General features: G+C 70.0%; 17 protein-coding genes. 7 read left to right on the top strand and 10 right to left on the bottom strand.

Translation table 11 applies throughout. From position 1 onward, the window contains the following. From KD1_RS12270 to KD1_RS12230, 9 genes are all read right to left on the bottom strand, one after another. The coding region (locus KD1_RS12270) for a hypothetical protein (protein ID WP_068402305.1) at positions 1-318 on the bottom strand (318 nt) is incomplete at its 3' end. 31 nt (positions 319-349) lie between these two features. Continuing rightward, positions 350-2068, bottom strand: coding sequence for an AMP-binding protein (locus KD1_RS12265; protein WP_068402304.1), 1719 nt, complete (start codon positions 2066-2068; stop codon positions 350-352). Positions 2069-2186: 118 nt separating this feature from the next. Then, entirely contained in the window at positions 2187-2585 is a 399-nt protein-coding gene (mnhG, locus tag KD1_RS12260) for a monovalent cation/H(+) antiporter subunit G (RefSeq protein ID WP_245627393.1), read from the bottom strand. After that, positions 2582-2974 (bottom strand): MrpF/PhaF family protein, encoded by a 393-nt coding sequence (locus tag KD1_RS16320; RefSeq protein WP_083542434.1) that lies wholly within the window; start codon positions 2972-2974, stop codon positions 2582-2584. Before KD1_RS16320 ends, mnhG begins: the two co-directional genes overlap by 4 nt. Beyond that, complete coding sequence (locus tag KD1_RS12250) at positions 2971-3558, bottom strand: Na+/H+ antiporter subunit E (RefSeq protein ID WP_068402302.1); 588 nt, start codon at positions 3556-3558, stop codon at positions 2971-2973. The genes KD1_RS16320 and KD1_RS12250 overlap by 4 nt, the downstream gene beginning before the upstream one ends. Continuing rightward, positions 3555-5093 (bottom strand): Na+/H+ antiporter subunit D, encoded by a 1539-nt coding sequence (locus KD1_RS12245; RefSeq protein WP_068402300.1) that lies wholly within the window; start codon positions 5091-5093, stop codon positions 3555-3557. Before KD1_RS12245 ends, KD1_RS12250 begins: the two co-directional genes overlap by 4 nt. Further along, on the bottom strand, positions 5090-5587 hold the full coding sequence (locus tag KD1_RS12240) for a Na(+)/H(+) antiporter subunit C (RefSeq protein WP_083542433.1): 498 nt from the start codon (positions 5585-5587) through the stop codon (positions 5090-5092). The genes KD1_RS12245 and KD1_RS12240 overlap by 4 nt, the downstream gene beginning before the upstream one ends. After that, entirely contained in the window at positions 5584-8478 is a 2895-nt protein-coding gene (locus tag KD1_RS12235) for a Na+/H+ antiporter subunit A (protein WP_068402298.1), read from the bottom strand. Before KD1_RS12235 ends, KD1_RS12240 begins: the two co-directional genes overlap by 4 nt. A 114-nt stretch (positions 8479-8592) precedes the next feature. Further along, a complete protein-coding gene (locus KD1_RS12230; RefSeq protein WP_245627392.1) occupies positions 8593-9624 on the bottom strand; it encodes an NAD(P)H-dependent flavin oxidoreductase in 1032 nt (343 codons plus the stop codon). A gap of 138 nt (positions 9625-9762) precedes the next feature. Here KD1_RS12230 and KD1_RS12225 point away from each other — a divergent pair, with 138 nt between their 5' ends. From KD1_RS12225 to KD1_RS16630, 4 genes are all read left to right on the top strand, one after another. Then, entirely contained in the window at positions 9763-10026 is a 264-nt protein-coding gene (locus KD1_RS12225) for a ribbon-helix-helix protein, CopG family (protein ID WP_068402296.1), read from the top strand. Next, positions 10023-10400 carry a type II toxin-antitoxin system VapC family toxin gene (locus KD1_RS12220; RefSeq protein WP_068402294.1) on the top strand — a complete coding sequence of 126 codons (378 nt, stop codon included), beginning with the start codon at positions 10023-10025 and terminating at the stop codon, positions 10398-10400. The genes KD1_RS12225 and KD1_RS12220 overlap by 4 nt, the downstream gene beginning before the upstream one ends. A 202-nt stretch (positions 10401-10602) precedes the next feature. Next, the gene (locus tag KD1_RS12215; RefSeq protein ID WP_068402292.1) at positions 10603-12186 is read left to right on the top strand and encodes an SDR family NAD(P)-dependent oxidoreductase; all 1584 of its coding nucleotides are present in this window, start codon (positions 10603-10605) and stop codon (positions 12184-12186) included. A 135-nt stretch (positions 12187-12321) separates the two neighbouring features. Next, positions 12322-12486, top strand: a complete 165-nt coding sequence (locus KD1_RS16630) for a hypothetical protein (RefSeq protein WP_157073329.1) — start codon at positions 12322-12324, stop codon at positions 12484-12486. 113 nt (positions 12487-12599) lie between these two features. Here the strand turns inward: KD1_RS16630 and fumC are convergent, their stop codons facing one another. Continuing rightward, positions 12600-14009: a class II fumarate hydratase gene (gene fumC, locus KD1_RS12210; protein ID WP_157073328.1), complete on the bottom strand. Its 1410-nt coding sequence runs from the start codon at positions 14007-14009 to the stop codon at positions 12600-12602. A 76-nt stretch (positions 14010-14085) separates the two neighbouring features. Here fumC and KD1_RS12205 point away from each other — a divergent pair, with 76 nt between their 5' ends. The 3 genes from KD1_RS12205 to KD1_RS12195 form a co-directional block, all read left to right on the top strand. Beyond that, positions 14086-14481 carry a tetratricopeptide repeat protein gene (locus KD1_RS12205; protein ID WP_068402288.1) on the top strand — a complete coding sequence of 132 codons (396 nt, stop codon included), beginning with the start codon at positions 14086-14088 and terminating at the stop codon, positions 14479-14481. A 54-nt stretch (positions 14482-14535) separates the two neighbouring features. Next, positions 14536-14991, top strand: coding sequence for a MarR family winged helix-turn-helix transcriptional regulator (locus tag KD1_RS12200; RefSeq protein WP_068402286.1), 456 nt, complete (start codon positions 14536-14538; stop codon positions 14989-14991). Then, a partial coding sequence (locus tag KD1_RS12195; protein ID WP_245627391.1) for a nucleosidase occupies positions 14988-15567 on the top strand: 580 nt, incomplete at its 3' end. The genes KD1_RS12200 and KD1_RS12195, both read left to right, overlap by 4 nt.

Below are 15567 nucleotides of genomic sequence, written 5' to 3'. Positions count from 1 at the left end.
GGCGGGCTTGCGGTCGACCAGCGCGTACGACGCGGCCGCACTCGCCGCGGCAACGGTCAACACCGCGGGCCACGCGCCGATCTTCTTCGCCAGCGGGTGCGACGCGCCGAAGCCACCGAGGTACAGCGCCGACAGGGCAGCGGTCGTCGCCGGGCCGGACTTGGCCAACCACGTCCGGCCGGCCCACACACCCGCGGCGCCGAGCACGACTCCGCCCAGCGGGCGAATACCGGTCTCGCGGGCGGCGAGGTACCCGCCGATCAGCCCGAGGGCGGCAAGCGGGGCGGTCTGGACGGTCTGGGCGGAGCGCAGTGACATGCCCGTCACGCTACCGCCCAGACCTGACCGACTACTTCGAGCCCTTGAGCTCGGGGAACTGGTCGTCGCGGTACTCGATGTTGTCCGCCTCGGCACCGCCGGCGAGCGCCTCCTCACGCTGGCGCAGCTCGACGCGGCGGATCTTGCCCGAGATCGTCTTGGGCAGCTCGGCGAACTCGAGCCGACGCACGCGCATCCACGGGGCGAGCTTCTCGCGGCAGTGCGCCAAGATGCTCAGCGCGGTCTCCGCGTTGGCCTCGTGCCCGGCGACGAGCGCAACGTACGCCTTCGGCACCGCCAGGCGCACCTCGTCCGGCGCGGGCACGACGGCGGCCTCGGCCACGGCCGGGTGCTCGATCAGCACCGACTCGACCTCGAACGGCGAGACCTTGTAGTCGGAGGCCTTGAACACGTCATCGGTGCGCCCGACGTAGGTGATGTAGCCGTCCGTGTCGATCGAGGCGACGTCACCGGTGTGGTAGAAACCGCCCTCCATGGCCTCGGCGGTCTTGGCGTCGTCGCCCTTGTAGCCCTTCATCAGGCTGACCGGGCGGCGCGCGAGGTCGAAGCAGATCTCGCCCTCGTCGGTGGTCGACGGCTGGCCGGTCTGCGGGTCGACGAGCACGATCGGCATGCCCGGCAGCGGGCGGCCCATCGAACCCGGCTTGACCGGAGCGCCGGGGGTGTTGCCGATCGCCGCGGTCATCTCCGTCTGGCCGAACCCATCGCGGATCGTCAGGCCCCACGCCCGCTCGACCTGCGAGATGACCTCCGGGTTGAGCGGCTCACCGGCGCCGATGACCTCGCGCAGCGCGCCGCGGCCACCGGACAGGTCGGCGTTGATGAGCATGCGCCACACCGTCGGCGGAGCGCAGAACGTCGTCACACCGCGCTCCGCCAGTTGGCCGAGGAGGGCCTTGGCGTCGAAGCGGGCGTAGTTGTAGACGAAGATCGTCGCCTCGGCGATGAGCGGAGCGAAGAACGAGGACCACGCGTGCTTGGCCCAGCCGGGCGAGGAGATGTTCAGGTGCACGTCGCCGGGCTGCAGGCCGAGCCAGAACATCGTCGACAGGTGACCGACGGGGTAGGACTGCTGGGTGTGCTCGACCATCTTCGGGCGCGACGTGGTGCCGGAGGTGAAGTAGTAGAGCAGCGAGTCGTCGGCCGAGGTGCCCGGGTGCTCGATCGTCACGTCCGGGGCGTCCCACGCGGCGAGGACGTTGGTCCAGCCGTCGGCCTCGCCCACGGACAGGCGGGCGTAGTCGCCCGGGACCTCGTCGAACTTGCCGGTGTCGGCCGCGTTGCAGATGACGAACGACGCTCCGCCGCGGGTGATGCGGTCGGTGAGATCCTCCGGGCCGACCGCGGAGGTCGTCGGCATGACGATCGCGCCGAGTTTCATGATGGCCAGGGTCAGCACCCACAGCTCGGTCTGGTTGCCGAGCATGACGATGACGGAGTCGCCGCGCTTCACGCCCTGCTCACGCAGCCAACCGGCCACGCGGTGCGACTGGCGGTACAGGTCGTCGTAAGTGACTTCGACGCTGGAGCCGTCCTCCTCGACGATGACCAGCGCGTTGCGGGTCTGGCCCTGGGCCACCACGTCGAACCAGTCGCTGGCCCAGTTGAACACCGGCCCGACGTCCGGGAACGCGAACTCCGCGACGGCACGGTCATAGTCCCCATGCAGCTGCAGCAGCTGGTCACGGGCCGCCTTGTAGGCGGTGTGGGCGGTGGTGGGCTCGGACATGGATCACCCTTCATTGCGTGTCGGTCTTCGGCTGCACACTATCGAGACCCATTCGACCAGACACCACCGACAGCGCTCCGTGCGCCGGGCGGTCGCATTGGCGCGCCGACCGGCAGGCCTACTTCGCGCCGTCCTTCTTCCGCCCCCGCCCCGGCGGGTTCACCGGGTCGCGCGCCACCGTACCGAGCTCGACCTGCACCGTGCGCACCGCGGCGCGGCTCATCATCTGCGAGGCCACCGGCGCGGTGACGAGCTGGAACGTCGAGACGAGCAGCACCATCGCCAACACCGAGATCGACCGCTCGTGCAACAGCACCGCGCCCATGATGAGCAGCACCCCGAGCACCTGCGGCTTGGTCGCCGCGTGCTGACGCGAGAGCAGGTCGGGGAAGCGGATCATGCCGATCGACGCGGTCAGACACAAGAATGCCCCGAGGATCAGGAAGACATACCCGGTCAGGTCCATGAGCCCGAACACGAGACCCCAGTGCTCCCAGGCGCGCAGGGTATCCATCATTGGGTCTCCTCCTGACCGCTGTGGCGATCCTCCTCGAGGTGCTCCTGCCACGCCGCGCGCAGCCGCTTGGCCCGCTGGCGACGGCTCTCGCGCACCTTGGCGTCGTCATCGCTGTCACGCGCCACGAACCGCGCCACCGCCGTCGTGCCGACGAAGGACAGCAGCGCCAACGACGCCAGCAGCGGCAGGGTGGCACTGTGCCCGGTCAGCACCATCTCCGCGCCGATGGCGCAGATCAGGGTCGAGACGAGCAGGTCCGAGGCCAGCGCCCGGTTGAGGACCGACGGCCCCCGGATCAGTCGCCGAATGATCAGCAGGGCATCGAGGGCAAGCATGATCCCGACGGCCCACACCGTGATGTGCCGCGCCGTCTCCAGAAACTCGCTCATCGACGCTCCTGCCCGCCGTTGGTGGGGCCCGGGGCGGCCGGCAGCGACGCCGGCATGACGACCGGGTCTTGACACCCCGGCGGTGGCGGAGCGCCGAACGCCCGGGCCACGCGACGCTCCAGCCGGTGAATGCGCACGGCCTCGGCCAGCAACCGCTCGTCGTCACAGTGGTCGATGATGTGGATCAGCAGGTGGCCCTTCGGGTCGAGGTCGATGACCACCGTGCCGGGCACGAGCGAGGTCAACTCCGCCACGACCGTGCTCCGGAAGTCGTCGGCGTCGTGCAACCGGACCGCCAGCACCCGCCCCGGCGCCACCCCGCGCGGGCGCAACGCCATGGACGAGACGACGAAACTCGAATGCACCAGGCTGATGAGGAACGACAGCAATAGCCACGCGAGCGCGACCGGCCGGACGCGGATGCGGCTCTGCGCCCGGGGCAGCGGGAACCCCACGAGGAGCAGGGCGCTGAGCAGTAGCCCGAGCACGAGGGTGCCCCAGCTCCACGACCCCCACATGAGGAGCCACAGCAGGGTCAGCAGCGCCAGCGAACCCAGTCGGAGCCGGCGGTAGGTCTCCCTCACGGCGCCCCCTCCTGCCCGATGACGGCGGTCATGTACCCGGTGCGCTCCTGCAGGGTCGCCGCGGCCCGGTCGGTGATCTGGTACAGCGGGCCACCGAAGGCGGTCAGACCCAGCCCGAACAGCACGAGCATGACCGTGGGCAGGACGACTCCCAGGGTGAGTTTCGAGCGTTGCGCCCCCGGCAGCGGCTCGACCGGCTCGCGCCAGAACGCCCGCGACCACACCCGCGACATGGCGTACAGCGTCAGCAGACTGGTGATGACCGATCCGGCGATGAGCAGGTACGCCAGGGGGGTACCGCGCTCCGCCCCGGCCTGGAGCAACCCGACCTTGCCGATGAAGCCCGACAGCGGCGGGATGCCCGAGAGGTTCATGGCCGGCACGAAGAAGAGCAGCGAGATCAACGGTGCTGTCTGCGCCAGTCCGCCGAGCTTGGTCAACGACGTCGTGCCGCGCTTGAGCTCGACCAGGCCGGTGACGAGGAACAGCGTCGTCTGAATGGTGATGTGGTGCACGACGTAGTAGATCGCCGCGCTCAGGCCGGCGACGTTGCCCACCGCGACGCCGAACAGCATGTACCCGATGTGGGAGACGAGCGTGTACGACAGCAGCCGCTTGATGTCCGCCTGCGCGACGGCACCGAGAATGCCGACGACCATCGTGAGAAACGCCAGCACCATGAGCAGGTTGTCGAGGCGATCGCCGGGGAAGAGCAACGTCTGCATCCGGATGATCGAGTACACGCCGACCTTGGTCAGCAAGCCGGCGAACACCGCGGTGACCGGCGCCGGGGCCGTCGGGTACGAATCCGGCAGCCACGCCGACATCGGGAACACGGCCGCCTTGATGAGGAACCCGACGAGCAGCATCGACTGGAGCACCAGCTGCGTCGACTCGGGCAGTTCGGGAATGCGCACCGCCAACCGGGCGAGGTTGACCGTGCCGGTCGCGGCGTAGACGAGCGCGATGGCCGTGACGAACACGATCGAGGACAGCAGGTTGACGATGACGTAGTTCGTGCCGGCCCGCACCCGCTCCTTCGTGCCACCCAGGGTGAGCAGCACGAACGACGCGAACAGCAGCATCTCGAAACCGACGTAGAGGTGGAACAGGTCGCCGGAGACGAACGTCGTCGACACGCCCGCGGAGAGCACGAGCAGCGTCGGGTGGAAGATCGGCAACGGCGCTCCGCCGTCGTGTTCGTCCTCGTCGTCCGAGCTCAGACCGCGGCCGCTGGAGTAGAGCATGACGGCGAACGTCACGACCGTCGAGACGACGAGCATGAGCGCGGCGAGCCGGTCGACGACGAGCACGATGCCCTGATCGACGGGCCAGCCGCCCACCCGCACGGTGAGGGTGCGGTGCTGATCGGCGGCGTACAGCAGCACGAACGAGATCGCCACGACGGAGGCGAGGATCGTGCCGGAGACGAGGCGCTGCACGAGGGTGTGGCGACCGGCCACGACGGTCAGGCCGGCCCCGACCAGGGGCAGCACCACGACGAGCGGCACGAGGTGGTCGTACTGGAAGTTCATCGCGACACCCCCTCGGCCGGCGCGGGGCCGAGTTCCTCGGTGTGCGGCACGTCCGTCTCCTTGCTGTCGACGGAGTACGGATCGCTCGTGTCGCGGTAGTCGGAGTCGGACAGGTCGTTGGCCACGGCCCGGTCGTGGGCGCGTCGGCCCTCGACGTCGTCCTCGATGAGATCCGAGGAGCGCAGTTCGAAGGCCCGGTGGGCCAGCGCCAGCGTGAACGCGGTCACGGCCAGCGTGATGACGATCGCGGTCAGCACCATCGCCTGCGGCAACGGATCGGCGATCCCGCCCTCACCGATCGGCGGGGTCGTCTTCCCGTCGACGATCGGCGCCCGGCCGGCCCGGCCCGACGCGATGAGGTAGACGACGTTCGCGCCGTTGCTCATGAGGATGACGCCGAGCAGCGAGCGCACCAGCGAACGCGACAGCAGCAGCACCACGCCCGTGCCGAAGAGCACGCCGGCCAGCAGCGCCAAGGCCAGGGAGGGGCTCATCGACGCTCCCCCATCGGCTCGTAGTCGCCCTCGATCTGCCGACCCGACGCCGCGTTGATCCGGTAATCGAGGGCGGAGCCGAGTGAACGCAGGATGTCGAGCATGAGCCCGACGACGACGAGGTAGACACCGATGTCGAAGAACGTCGAGGTCACGAGGTGGACGTCGCCGATCAGCGGCACCGGGATGTCGAACGTCCACGACTGCAGCACGTCACCGCCGGCGAGCATCGAGGCCAGACCGGCGCCGGCCGAGAGAAACAGGCCGGAGCCCAGCAGCACACCGGGCATGACCGGCATCGCCGCGCGGAGTTCGGCCGGGCCACCGGCGAGGTAGCGGATCGTCAGCCCGAGGCCGGCGACGAGTCCTCCGGCAAAACCACCGCCGGGCGCGTTGTGGCCGGTGAGCAGGAGGTAGAGCGACCACAGCATGATCGGGTGGAAGAGCAGGCGCGCGACGACCTCGAGCATGAGTGAGCGACGCGTGGGCGGCAGCGTGTTCAGGGCCGGCAGCCAGCCCACGTCGTCGGTGGTGCCGGGGTCGATGCGGGTCTGGCGGCGGGAGCGTCGTTCCTCGGCGAGGTTGCCGCGCAGGCGTCGCATGTTCGTCGACTGCAGGTAGATCAGCGAGGCGACACCGGTGGCGGCGACGAGCACGACGGAGATCTCGCCCATCGTGTCCCACGCGCGGATGTCGACGAGGATGACGTTGACGATGTTGTATCCGCCGCCGAACTCGACCGCGCTGCGCGGCATGTTCGTCGAGTCGGGGGCGGCCGTGCGCGAGAGCGACGCGATGATCGCGGTGCCGGTGACGACCGCGCCGGCCAGCACCCCCAGGGTGATGCGCCAGACGCGTTCCTTGGTCTCCAGCTTGTCGGGGAAGTGCCCGGAGAACCGGCGCAGCACGAGCACGAACACGACGAGGGAGACCGTCTCGACGAGCACCTGGGTCAACGCGAGATCCGGAGCGCCGTGGAGCAGGAACAGCAGCGCCAGCGCGTACCCGGTGAACCCGACGAGGAACACCGCGCGGAAGCGGCGCAGCGAGGTCACCGCCGCGACGGCGGCGATGGCGGTGAGCACGGCGACGCCGAGCTGGGCCGGGTTCTCGTACCAGCGCAGCCCGACGGTGTCGCGGCCGGAGACGTCGATCAGGGCCAGCAGCAGGGCGGTGCCGGGGAAGGCGACGAACACGAGCAGGATCAGCGAGAGCGACTGCTGCAGCGACCCCTTGAACAACAGGCCGGTGACCTCGAGCGAGATGCGGTCCAGGCCCTGCATGATCGCGCGGTAGATCACCACGGCCGGGGCCGGGTGCGGCACGGCGCGCTGCCACATCTCGATAGCGGTGCGCCCGTGGAAGAGCAGGTACCCGGCCAGCAGGGTCACCGCCGAGAGCAGGAGCACGACGTTGAACCCGTGCCAGAGCCCCAGGTGCACGGCGTGGTCGATCGGCGGGAGCGTGTGCAGCCAGTCCTGCACGAGCGGCTCGCCGTACTGGCTGATCGGCGCGAGCAGCAGACTGGCCGCGCCGAGGGTGACGGGCACGGCCGTGAGCACGACCGGGTTGGCGTGCAGCGGCGTGGGTTCGGTCGTCTCGGTGCCCGGGCCCCACGTGCCGTAGAGGAACCGCGCGGTGTACGCGAACGTCAGGATCGACCCGGTCACGGCGACGGTGAGCACGATCGGGCTCCACCACTGCTCGCCATGGAGGAGCGACGCATACGCGGCCTCCTTGCCGACGAACCCGAGGAGCGGGGGAACCCCGGCCATCGATGCTCCGGCCAGGGTCGAGGCGACCATGAGCCACGGCATGCGCCGACCCAGCCCGTGGAGATACCGCAGGTCGCGGGTGCCGGCCGCGTGATCGACGGCTCCGACCGTGAGGAACAACGCGGCCTTGAAGATCGCGTGCGAGACCAGCATGGTCAGGCCCGCGAGGCCGGCGGCCTGTGTGCTCGTGCCGAACAGGATGATGAGGAACCCGAGTTGGCTGACCGTGCCGTACGCGAGCAGCAGCTTGAGGTCATGCTGGCGCAGGGCGCGGTAGCCGCCGATGAGCATCGTCGCGCAGCCGAGCACGAGGACCGTGACGAGCCACTCCGGGCGGTCGCCGAACCCGGGCGAGAAGCGGGCCACGAGGTAGACACCGGCCTTGACCATCGCGGCGGCGTGCAGGTACGCCGACACCGGGGTCGGCGCGGCCATCGCGCCGGGCAGCCAGAAGTGGAACGGCACCAGCGCCGACTTGCTCACCGCGCCGACGAGGATCAGCACGATGGCCCACCCGACGACGGCCGACGGCTCGGGCGGATTGGCGAGGATCGCGGCGAGCGAATAGGTGCCGGCCTCGAGCCCGAGCAACACCATGCCGGCGAGCATCGCCAGCCCGCCGAAGGTCGTCACGACCAGCGCCTGACTGGCGGCTTGTCGAGACTCCTCGCGGTCGTTGTGGTGGCCGACGAGCAGGTAGCTGAGCACCGTCGTCAGTTCCCAGAACATGTAGAGGAGCAGGAGATTGTCGCTCCAGACGAGACCGAGCATGACGCCGGCGAAGGCGGTCAGGTGCGCGGCAAAGCGTTCGAGATCGGGCTCGTCGTCGTGGAAGTAGCCGGCGCAGAAGGCCAGCACGAGCGCCCCGATGATCGAGATGATCAGCGTCATGATCCAGCTGAGCTGGTCCATGTGCAGGGTGATGTCGAGCTGGATCGAGGGGATCCACGAGATCGATCGGGTCAGCGGCTCGTCGCCTGGGGCATTGGCCAACGCCCACACCGCAGTGCCCGCACTCGGCAGGGCCAGCAGCCAGAAGGCGTGGCGGCCCAGGTATCGCACGAGCAGCGGGGCGCAGACGTATGCGGTGGCATGCACCAGGAGCAGGGCGAGCACAGGCCTCCCATGGGTCGGGTGTCAGTCTGGGAGGTTTCATCCTAGGTGGAGGCCCCGACAACGCGCCGATCCGTCCAGCGCACGGAGATGGGGTGGGTCAGCGCACCCGCACGCTCATCCGGCGGCGGGCCAAAGTCGGGCGAAGATCTCGGCCGTCGTGCCGGGCTTGGCCATCTGGTGTCCCGTTCCCGCCCACAGGCTCACGGCCTGCCGGTCGCCGCGCTGGCCGGCTGCGGCGCGCAACGGCGCGGTGAGCTGGTTCACCTGGGGGTAGATGGCCGGAGCCCAGCGGTGATGGGTGGTGATGAACGTGTTGCGCAGTCCTCGGGCCGGGCGGCCGGAGAACGCCCGCGTCACGCAGGTCGGGGCCAGGCGCATGTCGTGGAGCGCGTCCCGGTAGGTGCGCGAGGTGCCGGCTTCGGCGGCCACGACGAACATCGTGCCGACCTGTACCGCCGCGGCACCGGAGTCGAGCGCGTCGCGCACGTCCTGGGGCGTGGCCAGCCCGCCGGCGGCGACGATCGGCAGGTCGGTGGTCGGGCGCACCGTGTCGAGCAGTTCGAGGAGCGGCGTGCGGTCGGGTTCTTCGGCGGCGGTGAACGTCGAGCGGTGGCCACCGGCCTCCGGGCCCTGCAGGACCAGGGCGTCGATCCCGCGGCTGGCGGCGCTGCGGACGTCGCGGGGATTCGTCACGGTGACCCACACCGCGCTCCCGGCGTCGTGCAGGTCGGCGATGGCGGCGCGGGCCGGCAGCCCGAAGGTGAACGACACGACGGGGACGTGCTCGTTCGCGCAGACCTCGAGCTTGGCGTCGTAGTCATCGTCGTCGGCGTGCGGGGTCGGCAGGGTGACGCGCAGGCGCTCCGCATCCAGGGCGAGCCGGTCGGCGTACTGCGCCAGTTCGGTGGGGTCGATCTGCGGGTCGCGCTCGGGCACGAAGATGTTGACGCCGAAGGGCCGGTCGGTCAGCGCGCGCACCTGCTGGACCTGTTCGCGGACCGCGTCGGCGCTCTTGTAGCCGGCGGCCAGGAAGCCGAGACCGCCGGATTGCGCTGCGGCAGCGACGAGTTCGGGGCTGGACGGCCCCCCGGCCATCGGCGCGACAACGATCGGAGCCTCGAGCGAGTCGAGGGAGAACGTACTCACGCCTCCGACGATGCCACTTCGGGGGCCGCGGGGCCAGTCGGAGCGCGGTTCGCCGGGTGCGCCGCCGTCCTCACCTTCGTACGTTGTCCGCCACGTTTCGCAGGACGCCCGCGGGCCCATGTGATGTATCTTTACATCATGGAGCGCACCCAGATCTCACTCACCCCCGAGGAGCGGCGGTGGCTCGATGCCGAGACCGCCCGCACCGGACGATCCATGTCGGCGCTGATCCGTGAGGCGATCGATCAGGTCTACGGGCCGAAACGAGGCTCCGCAGCGGATCTGGCGGCGCTGGAGTCGGCGCTCGGAGCGTGGTCCGGTCGGGAGGACGGAGAAGTGGACGGTGCCGACTACGTCGAGCAACTGCGCTCCGGATCGCGGTTGGCGGCCGAGGCCGAATGACGCGGACCGTGGTCGACACCTCGATCCTCATCGACGTGCTGCGGGGGAGGAAGGACGCGGGCGTTCTCCTTCGCCGAACTGGGATTGCGAACCTGCACGCGAGCGAGATCACGCGCCTGGAGGTCCTCGCGGGCATGCGACCCGCCGAGGAGCCGGCAACGCGGGGGCTTCTCGGCCTGCTCGAGTGGCACGCGGTCGACTCCGACATCGCGGAGGTCGCCGCTCAGTTGGGGCGGCAGTGGCTCCCGAGTCACCGGGGCATCGACTCGGCCGACCTGGCCATCGCCGCGACGGCCATCACCCTGAACGCGCCCCTGCTGACGCGCAACATCAAGCACTTCCCGATGTTCCCGGGTCTCCGCTCGCCCTACTGATTGGGTGCGCACTTCGCAGGACCCCGCCCCAGCCCTCGCCACCGCGCGCTGACTGCCGAAGCCCCGCCACGAGGACGGGGAGCAGGCGTAGAGGCCGGGCAGGTCGCGCTTGAACTCATTGCGGTCTCTCCTGGGCGTTGGACCCGCGCAGCCGCGAAGGCGGCGTCCCGGCGGGACCTCAGACCACACCTACCATGGACCGGTGAGTTCGTCCCCCGCTTCGCCTGATTCCCTCGCCGACCCCGACCCCACCGACCTCGGACCCGGCATCGACGCGGACGATCTCGCCACGACGCTCCGCGTGCTCGAGCAGCTCCCGCACCTGCCGGCCGGGCACCCGGACATCCAAACCGTCAAGCGCGCCACCGGCACGATGTACAAGCGCATCCGCAAGGTCCGCCGCGCCGAGGAACGCGCCGCCACGCTCGGCCCCCTGCGCGAGGCCGACGAGCGCGTCCTGGCGGCCACCGCGACCGGATCGGCCCTGCGCATCGACGACGAAACCAAGGGCATTCCCCTCGTCTCGTCGGTCAAGGGCGCGACCGCCGGTGAGCTCAACACCGCCCGCGGCTGCTACATCTGCCACACGAAGTACACGACGGTCGACGCGTTCTACCACTGGCTCTGCCCCGACTGCGCCGCAATGAGCCACGCGCGCCGAGACCAGCACACCGACCTGCGCGGCAAGCGGGCCCTGCTCACCGGCGGTCGCGCGAAGATCGGCATGTACATCGCGCTGATGCTCCTGCGCGACGGAGCCGAGCTCACGATCACCACGCGCTTCCCGCGCGACGCGGCCCGACGGTTCTCCGCGTTGGCCGATTCGCCGGAATGGCTCGACCGTCTCACCGTCGTCGGCATCGACCTGCGCGACCCGACGCAGGTCGTCGCGCTCGCCGACGAGGTCGCCGCCGGTGGAGCGCTGGACATCCTCATCAACAACGCCGCCCAGACCGTGCGCCGATCGCCGGGGGCCTACGCCGATCTCGTCGCGAACGAGTCGGTGCCGCTGGCGGCCGACGCGCCGACCCCGCACCTGATCACGTTCGACCGGATCAGTGAGGCCCACCCGGCCTCGCTCGTTCGGTCGTTGCGCGAGACTGCGCACACCCACGCCGACGGCGCTCCGGAGCGCGGTGGCTCCGGTGACGCGACCGCGGTCGCCTTCGACCAGGCCGCCCGCAGCGCCGCCGCGATGACCTCGCTGGCGTTGACCGCCGGGCAGGCCAGTCTCACCGCCCACCAGGCCGGCACGGCCATCGACGCCGGCGGACTGCGCCCGGACCTGCAGACCGTCAACTCGTGGACACAGAAGGTCGAGGAGGTCGATCCGCTCGAACTCCTCGAGGTGCAGATGTGCAACTCGGTCGCGCCGTTCATCCTGGTGTCGCGACTGCGGCCGTCGCTGCGCGCGGCGGTGCAGGCCGGCGCTCGACGCTCCTATGTCGTCAACGTCTCGGCCATGGAGGGCCAGTTCTCGCGGCGCTACAAGGGCCCGGGCCACCCGCACACGAACATGGCCAAGGCCGCGTTGAACATGCTCACGCGCACCAGCGCGGGCGAGATGTTCGAGCAGGACCGCATCCTCATGACGGCGGTCGACACCGGCTGGATCACCGACGAACGCCCGCACCACGAGAAGCTGCGGATCGCCGAACAGGGCTGGCGCGCGCCGCTGGACCTGGTCGACGGCGCGGCGCGGGTCTACGACCCCATCGTGCGGGGTGAGCGCGGTGAGGACCTGTACGGCGCGTTCCTCAAGGACTTCGAGCCCAGCCCCTGGTGACCGCCCCGCTCTCCGCCGCCCGGGGTGCCGCCGCCCGCCGGACCCACTCTGCTCAGGTTGCGTCACTGATCCGCACGTTCCAAGGTGGGCCCCGGTCATGCAACATGAGCAAAGTGGCGCGGTAAGTTCGTGGTCATGCCCGCTGACGACGTCGAAGCCGAGGAAGAGACCCACTTCTGGCTGTCCCAGCCGCACATCCAGGAGGACTTGGCGGAGTCCGCGCAGTCGGAGGCCTCTGGGGGCGGAGTCGGTGAGGACGAGTTGCGCGCCAGCCTCGGCCTCCCGGCGAAGCGTCCCTGACCGCCCACCTCCCTGACCGGGCGCGGCCAGCCCTCCCCCTGGTTCGAGGTATTACCGTCGCTTACAACGGTCGGTAATACCTCGAACCGCGAGGGGGCGGGGCACGCGAGGGGTCACCCCGCAGACGGGCGCGTCATGTCCGCCGGCACGACCCAGCGGTCGAAGTCCTCCCCCGACACGCCACTGGCCACCGCCGCATCCCGCAGCGCCGTGCCCTCGCGGTGCGCCTTCTTCGCGATCGCCGCCGCCGCGTCGTACCCGATGTGCCGGTTCAGCGCCGTGACGAGCATGAGGTTGCGTTCGAGGTTGTGCGAGATCCGCTCGTGGTTCGGCTCGATGCCGACGGCACAGAACTCCGCGAACGACCGCGACGCATCGGCCAGCAGCCGGATCGACTCGAGCACCGCATGCGCCATGACCGGCTTGTAGACGTTGAGCTCGAAGTTGCCCTGACTGCCCGCAAACGCCACCGTCGCGTCATTGCCGAACACGCGGGTGACGACCATGGTCAGCGCCTCGGCCTGCGTCGGGTTGACCTTGCCGGGCATGATCGACGACCCCGGCTCGTTCTCGGGAATCGTGATCTCGCCGATCCCGTTGCGCGGCCCCGACGCCAGCCAGCGCACATCGTTGGCGATCTTCATCAACGCCCCGGCCAGCGTGCGCAACGCCGCGCTGACCTCGACCAACGCGTCATGCGCCGCCAACGCCGCGAACAGGTTCGACGACTGGTGGAATTCCTGCCCGGTCGCCTCGGCGATCCGCGCCGACGTCGTCACACCGAACTCCGGATGGGCGTTGAGCCCGGTCCCCACGGCCGTGCCACCGATCGCGAGCGCCAGCACCCCCGATCGCGCCTGCTCCACCGCGGCGAGCCCGAAGTCGATCTGCGCGACCCACCCGCCGATCTCCTGCCCCAACGTCACCGGTGTCGCGTCCTGCAGGTGCGTGCGCCCGACCTTGACCACGTCGGCGAACTGGTGGGCCTTCGCCTGCAGCGTGTCACGAAGCTCCGACACCGCCGGGTACAACCGCTCGACCAGCTCGAGCGCGACCGCGATGTGCATCGCCGTCGGGAAGGTGTCGTTGCTCGATTGCCCCCGATTGACGTGATCGTTGGGGTGCACCGGATCCTTGCTGCCGAGCGCGCCCCCAGCCACCTCGATCGCCCGGTTGGCGATGACCTCGTTGGCGTTCATGTTCGACTGCGTGCCCGACCCGGTCTGGAACACCACGAGCGGGAAATGATCGTCGAGCCGCCCGTCGATGACCTCGTCGGCCGCCGCCACGATGAGGTCGGCCACGGCGGAGTCGAGTTGACCGAGCTCCGCATTGGCCTGCGCCGCGGCCTTCTTGAGGATGCCCAGCGCCCGGATGATCGGCCGGCCCCACACGAACGTGTCACGCCCGATGTCGAAGTGGTGCAGACTGCGCTCCGTCTGTGCGCCCCAGTACCGATCCGCGGCCACCTCCACCTCCCCCATGGAGTCTCGCTCGATGCGGACGGTCGGCTGCGCGGTCATGGTCTGCTCCTTCATCGCCTGATTCGACTGTGCCATGGGTGGGAACAAACCGCGCTGCGATTGGCTTCCAGAGGGCATGAGTCACGAGTCCCTGCCCTTCGAGTCGCAGCTGCAGCCGCTCAACCTGCCTGACTTCTCGCTGTCCGAGATGAGCGACTACACCCGTTACCGCCGCGCGCAGACGCTGTTCGAGACCAAGTCGTACCGCGAGGCCGCCGAGGAACTGGAGATCCTCCTCGGCACCGCCGACGCCCTCCACGGGCTCGACGACGCGCGCCTCCTGCTGGCCCGGTCGTACTACCACTCCGCGCAGCTCAACCGCGCCGAGAAGCTCACCCGCACGATCCTCGACGAACGGCCGGAGGACGGTTGGGTCGCCTTGCTCCTGGCGCGCATCCTGCAGCGCTCGGGCCGGTCGCCGGAGGCCGAGCCCTACCTGAATCGCGCCCGGGTGCTGGGCGAGGAGATCTGAGGCGGCGCACCGGGCGGGGCACGAACTCAGATCCGTGCCATCTACGCTGAGTTCGTGCCCAAGTACCTCGAGACGATCCAGACCACGTTCGCGCGCACGCTCGTACGGCGCTTCCGCAAGGGTGTCTACGACCGTCTGCAGCTGGCCACCGACCTGCCCGTACGCGACGGTACCTACCCGGTGCTGCTGGGCCTGCTGCGCGGTGGGGACAGCAGTGCGGCCCATCTGAGCCAGCGCACCGGTGCCGACCGGACCGTCGTCAGCCGCCAGGCCAGCGAACTGACGCGGGCCGGCCTCATCGAACGCCTGCCCGGCACGAGCGATGCCCGCGAAGTGGTGCTGCGCCTGACCCCGGCCGGAAGGGACACCGCGATGGCCATGCGGGCCGAGGGCGCGGAGATGATGAAGGAGGTCTTCGCGGACTGGGCGCCGGAGGACGTCGCCACGTTCGCCCGCCTCTTCCCCCAGTTCATCGACGACTGTGAGCGCGTCTCCGGGTACGACAAGTGAGCCCGGTCGACCCGCGGCGGATCGTCGTGGTCGCGGCTTTGCGGGAGGAGGCGGCGTACGTCGCTCCGCATCATGAGCTCGTCATCACCGGCATCGGGAAGACCGCCGCGGCGGTGGCCGTGACGCGCGCGATCGTCAGTCACTCGGCTGCCGGGGTCGCGCCCGAGGATCTGCTCGTCGTCAACCTCGGCACCGCCGGCGCGCTGCGCGACGGCATTCACGGGCTGCACGAGATCGGCACCGTCATCAATACCGACATGAACGCCGACGTGATCAAGTCGCTGGGCACCGACCCGCACGAGCGGCAGGTCATCGACGCGGCGCTGCCGACGGTGTTGGCCAGCGGAGACGTGTTCGTCACCGAACCGGCGACCCGTGACCGCCTCGCGGAGCAGGCGAGCCTGGTCGACATGGAGGGCTACGCCGTCGCCTACGCGTGCCGTCGCCTCGGAGCGCCGTTGCGCATGGCCAAGCACGTCTCCGACAGCGCCGACGAGAGCGCCCATGACTGGCGCGCCGCGGTCGACGGCAGCGCCCGCGAACTGGCGGCGTGGCTCGAAGAGGTCATTCGTCGCC

The sequence above is a fragment of the Kribbia dieselivorans NBRC 106261 genome (genome assembly GCF_001552435.1).
Lineage (GTDB): Bacteria > Actinomycetota > Actinomycetes > Actinomycetales > Dermatophilaceae > Kribbia > Kribbia dieselivorans.
The sequence above is the reverse complement of the archived record's forward strand: the minus strand, read 5'-3'. Positions and strand labels throughout refer to the sequence as shown.

Coding starts and splice junctions, on each gene's coding strand:
- KD1_RS12265 (WP_068402304.1), bottom strand. CDS start 2,068: ATGTCCGAGCCCACCACCGCCCACACCGCCTACAAGGCGGCCCGTGAC.
- mnhG (WP_245627393.1), bottom strand. CDS start 2,585: ATGATGGATACCCTGCGCGCCTGGGAGCACTGGGGTCTCGTGTTCGGG.
- KD1_RS16320 (WP_083542434.1), bottom strand. CDS start 2,974: ATGAGCGAGTTTCTGGAGACGGCGCGGCACATCACGGTGTGGGCCGTC.
- KD1_RS12245 (WP_068402300.1), bottom strand. CDS start 5,093: ATGAACTTCCAGTACGACCACCTCGTGCCGCTCGTCGTGGTGCTGCCC.
- KD1_RS12240 (WP_083542433.1), bottom strand. CDS start 5,587: ATGAGCCCCTCCCTGGCCTTGGCGCTGCTGGCCGGCGTGCTCTTCGGC.
- KD1_RS12225 (WP_068402296.1), top strand. CDS start 9,763: ATGGAGCGCACCCAGATCTCACTCACCCCCGAGGAGCGGCGGTGGCTC.
- KD1_RS12220 (WP_068402294.1), top strand. CDS start 10,023: ATGACGCGGACCGTGGTCGACACCTCGATCCTCATCGACGTGCTGCGG.
- KD1_RS16630 (WP_157073329.1), top strand. CDS start 12,322: ATGCCCGCTGACGACGTCGAAGCCGAGGAAGAGACCCACTTCTGGCTG.
- fumC (WP_157073328.1), bottom strand. CDS start 14,009: ATGACCGCGCAGCCGACCGTCCGCATCGAGCGAGACTCCATGGGGGAG.
- KD1_RS12205 (WP_068402288.1), top strand. CDS start 14,086: ATGAGTCACGAGTCCCTGCCCTTCGAGTCGCAGCTGCAGCCGCTCAAC.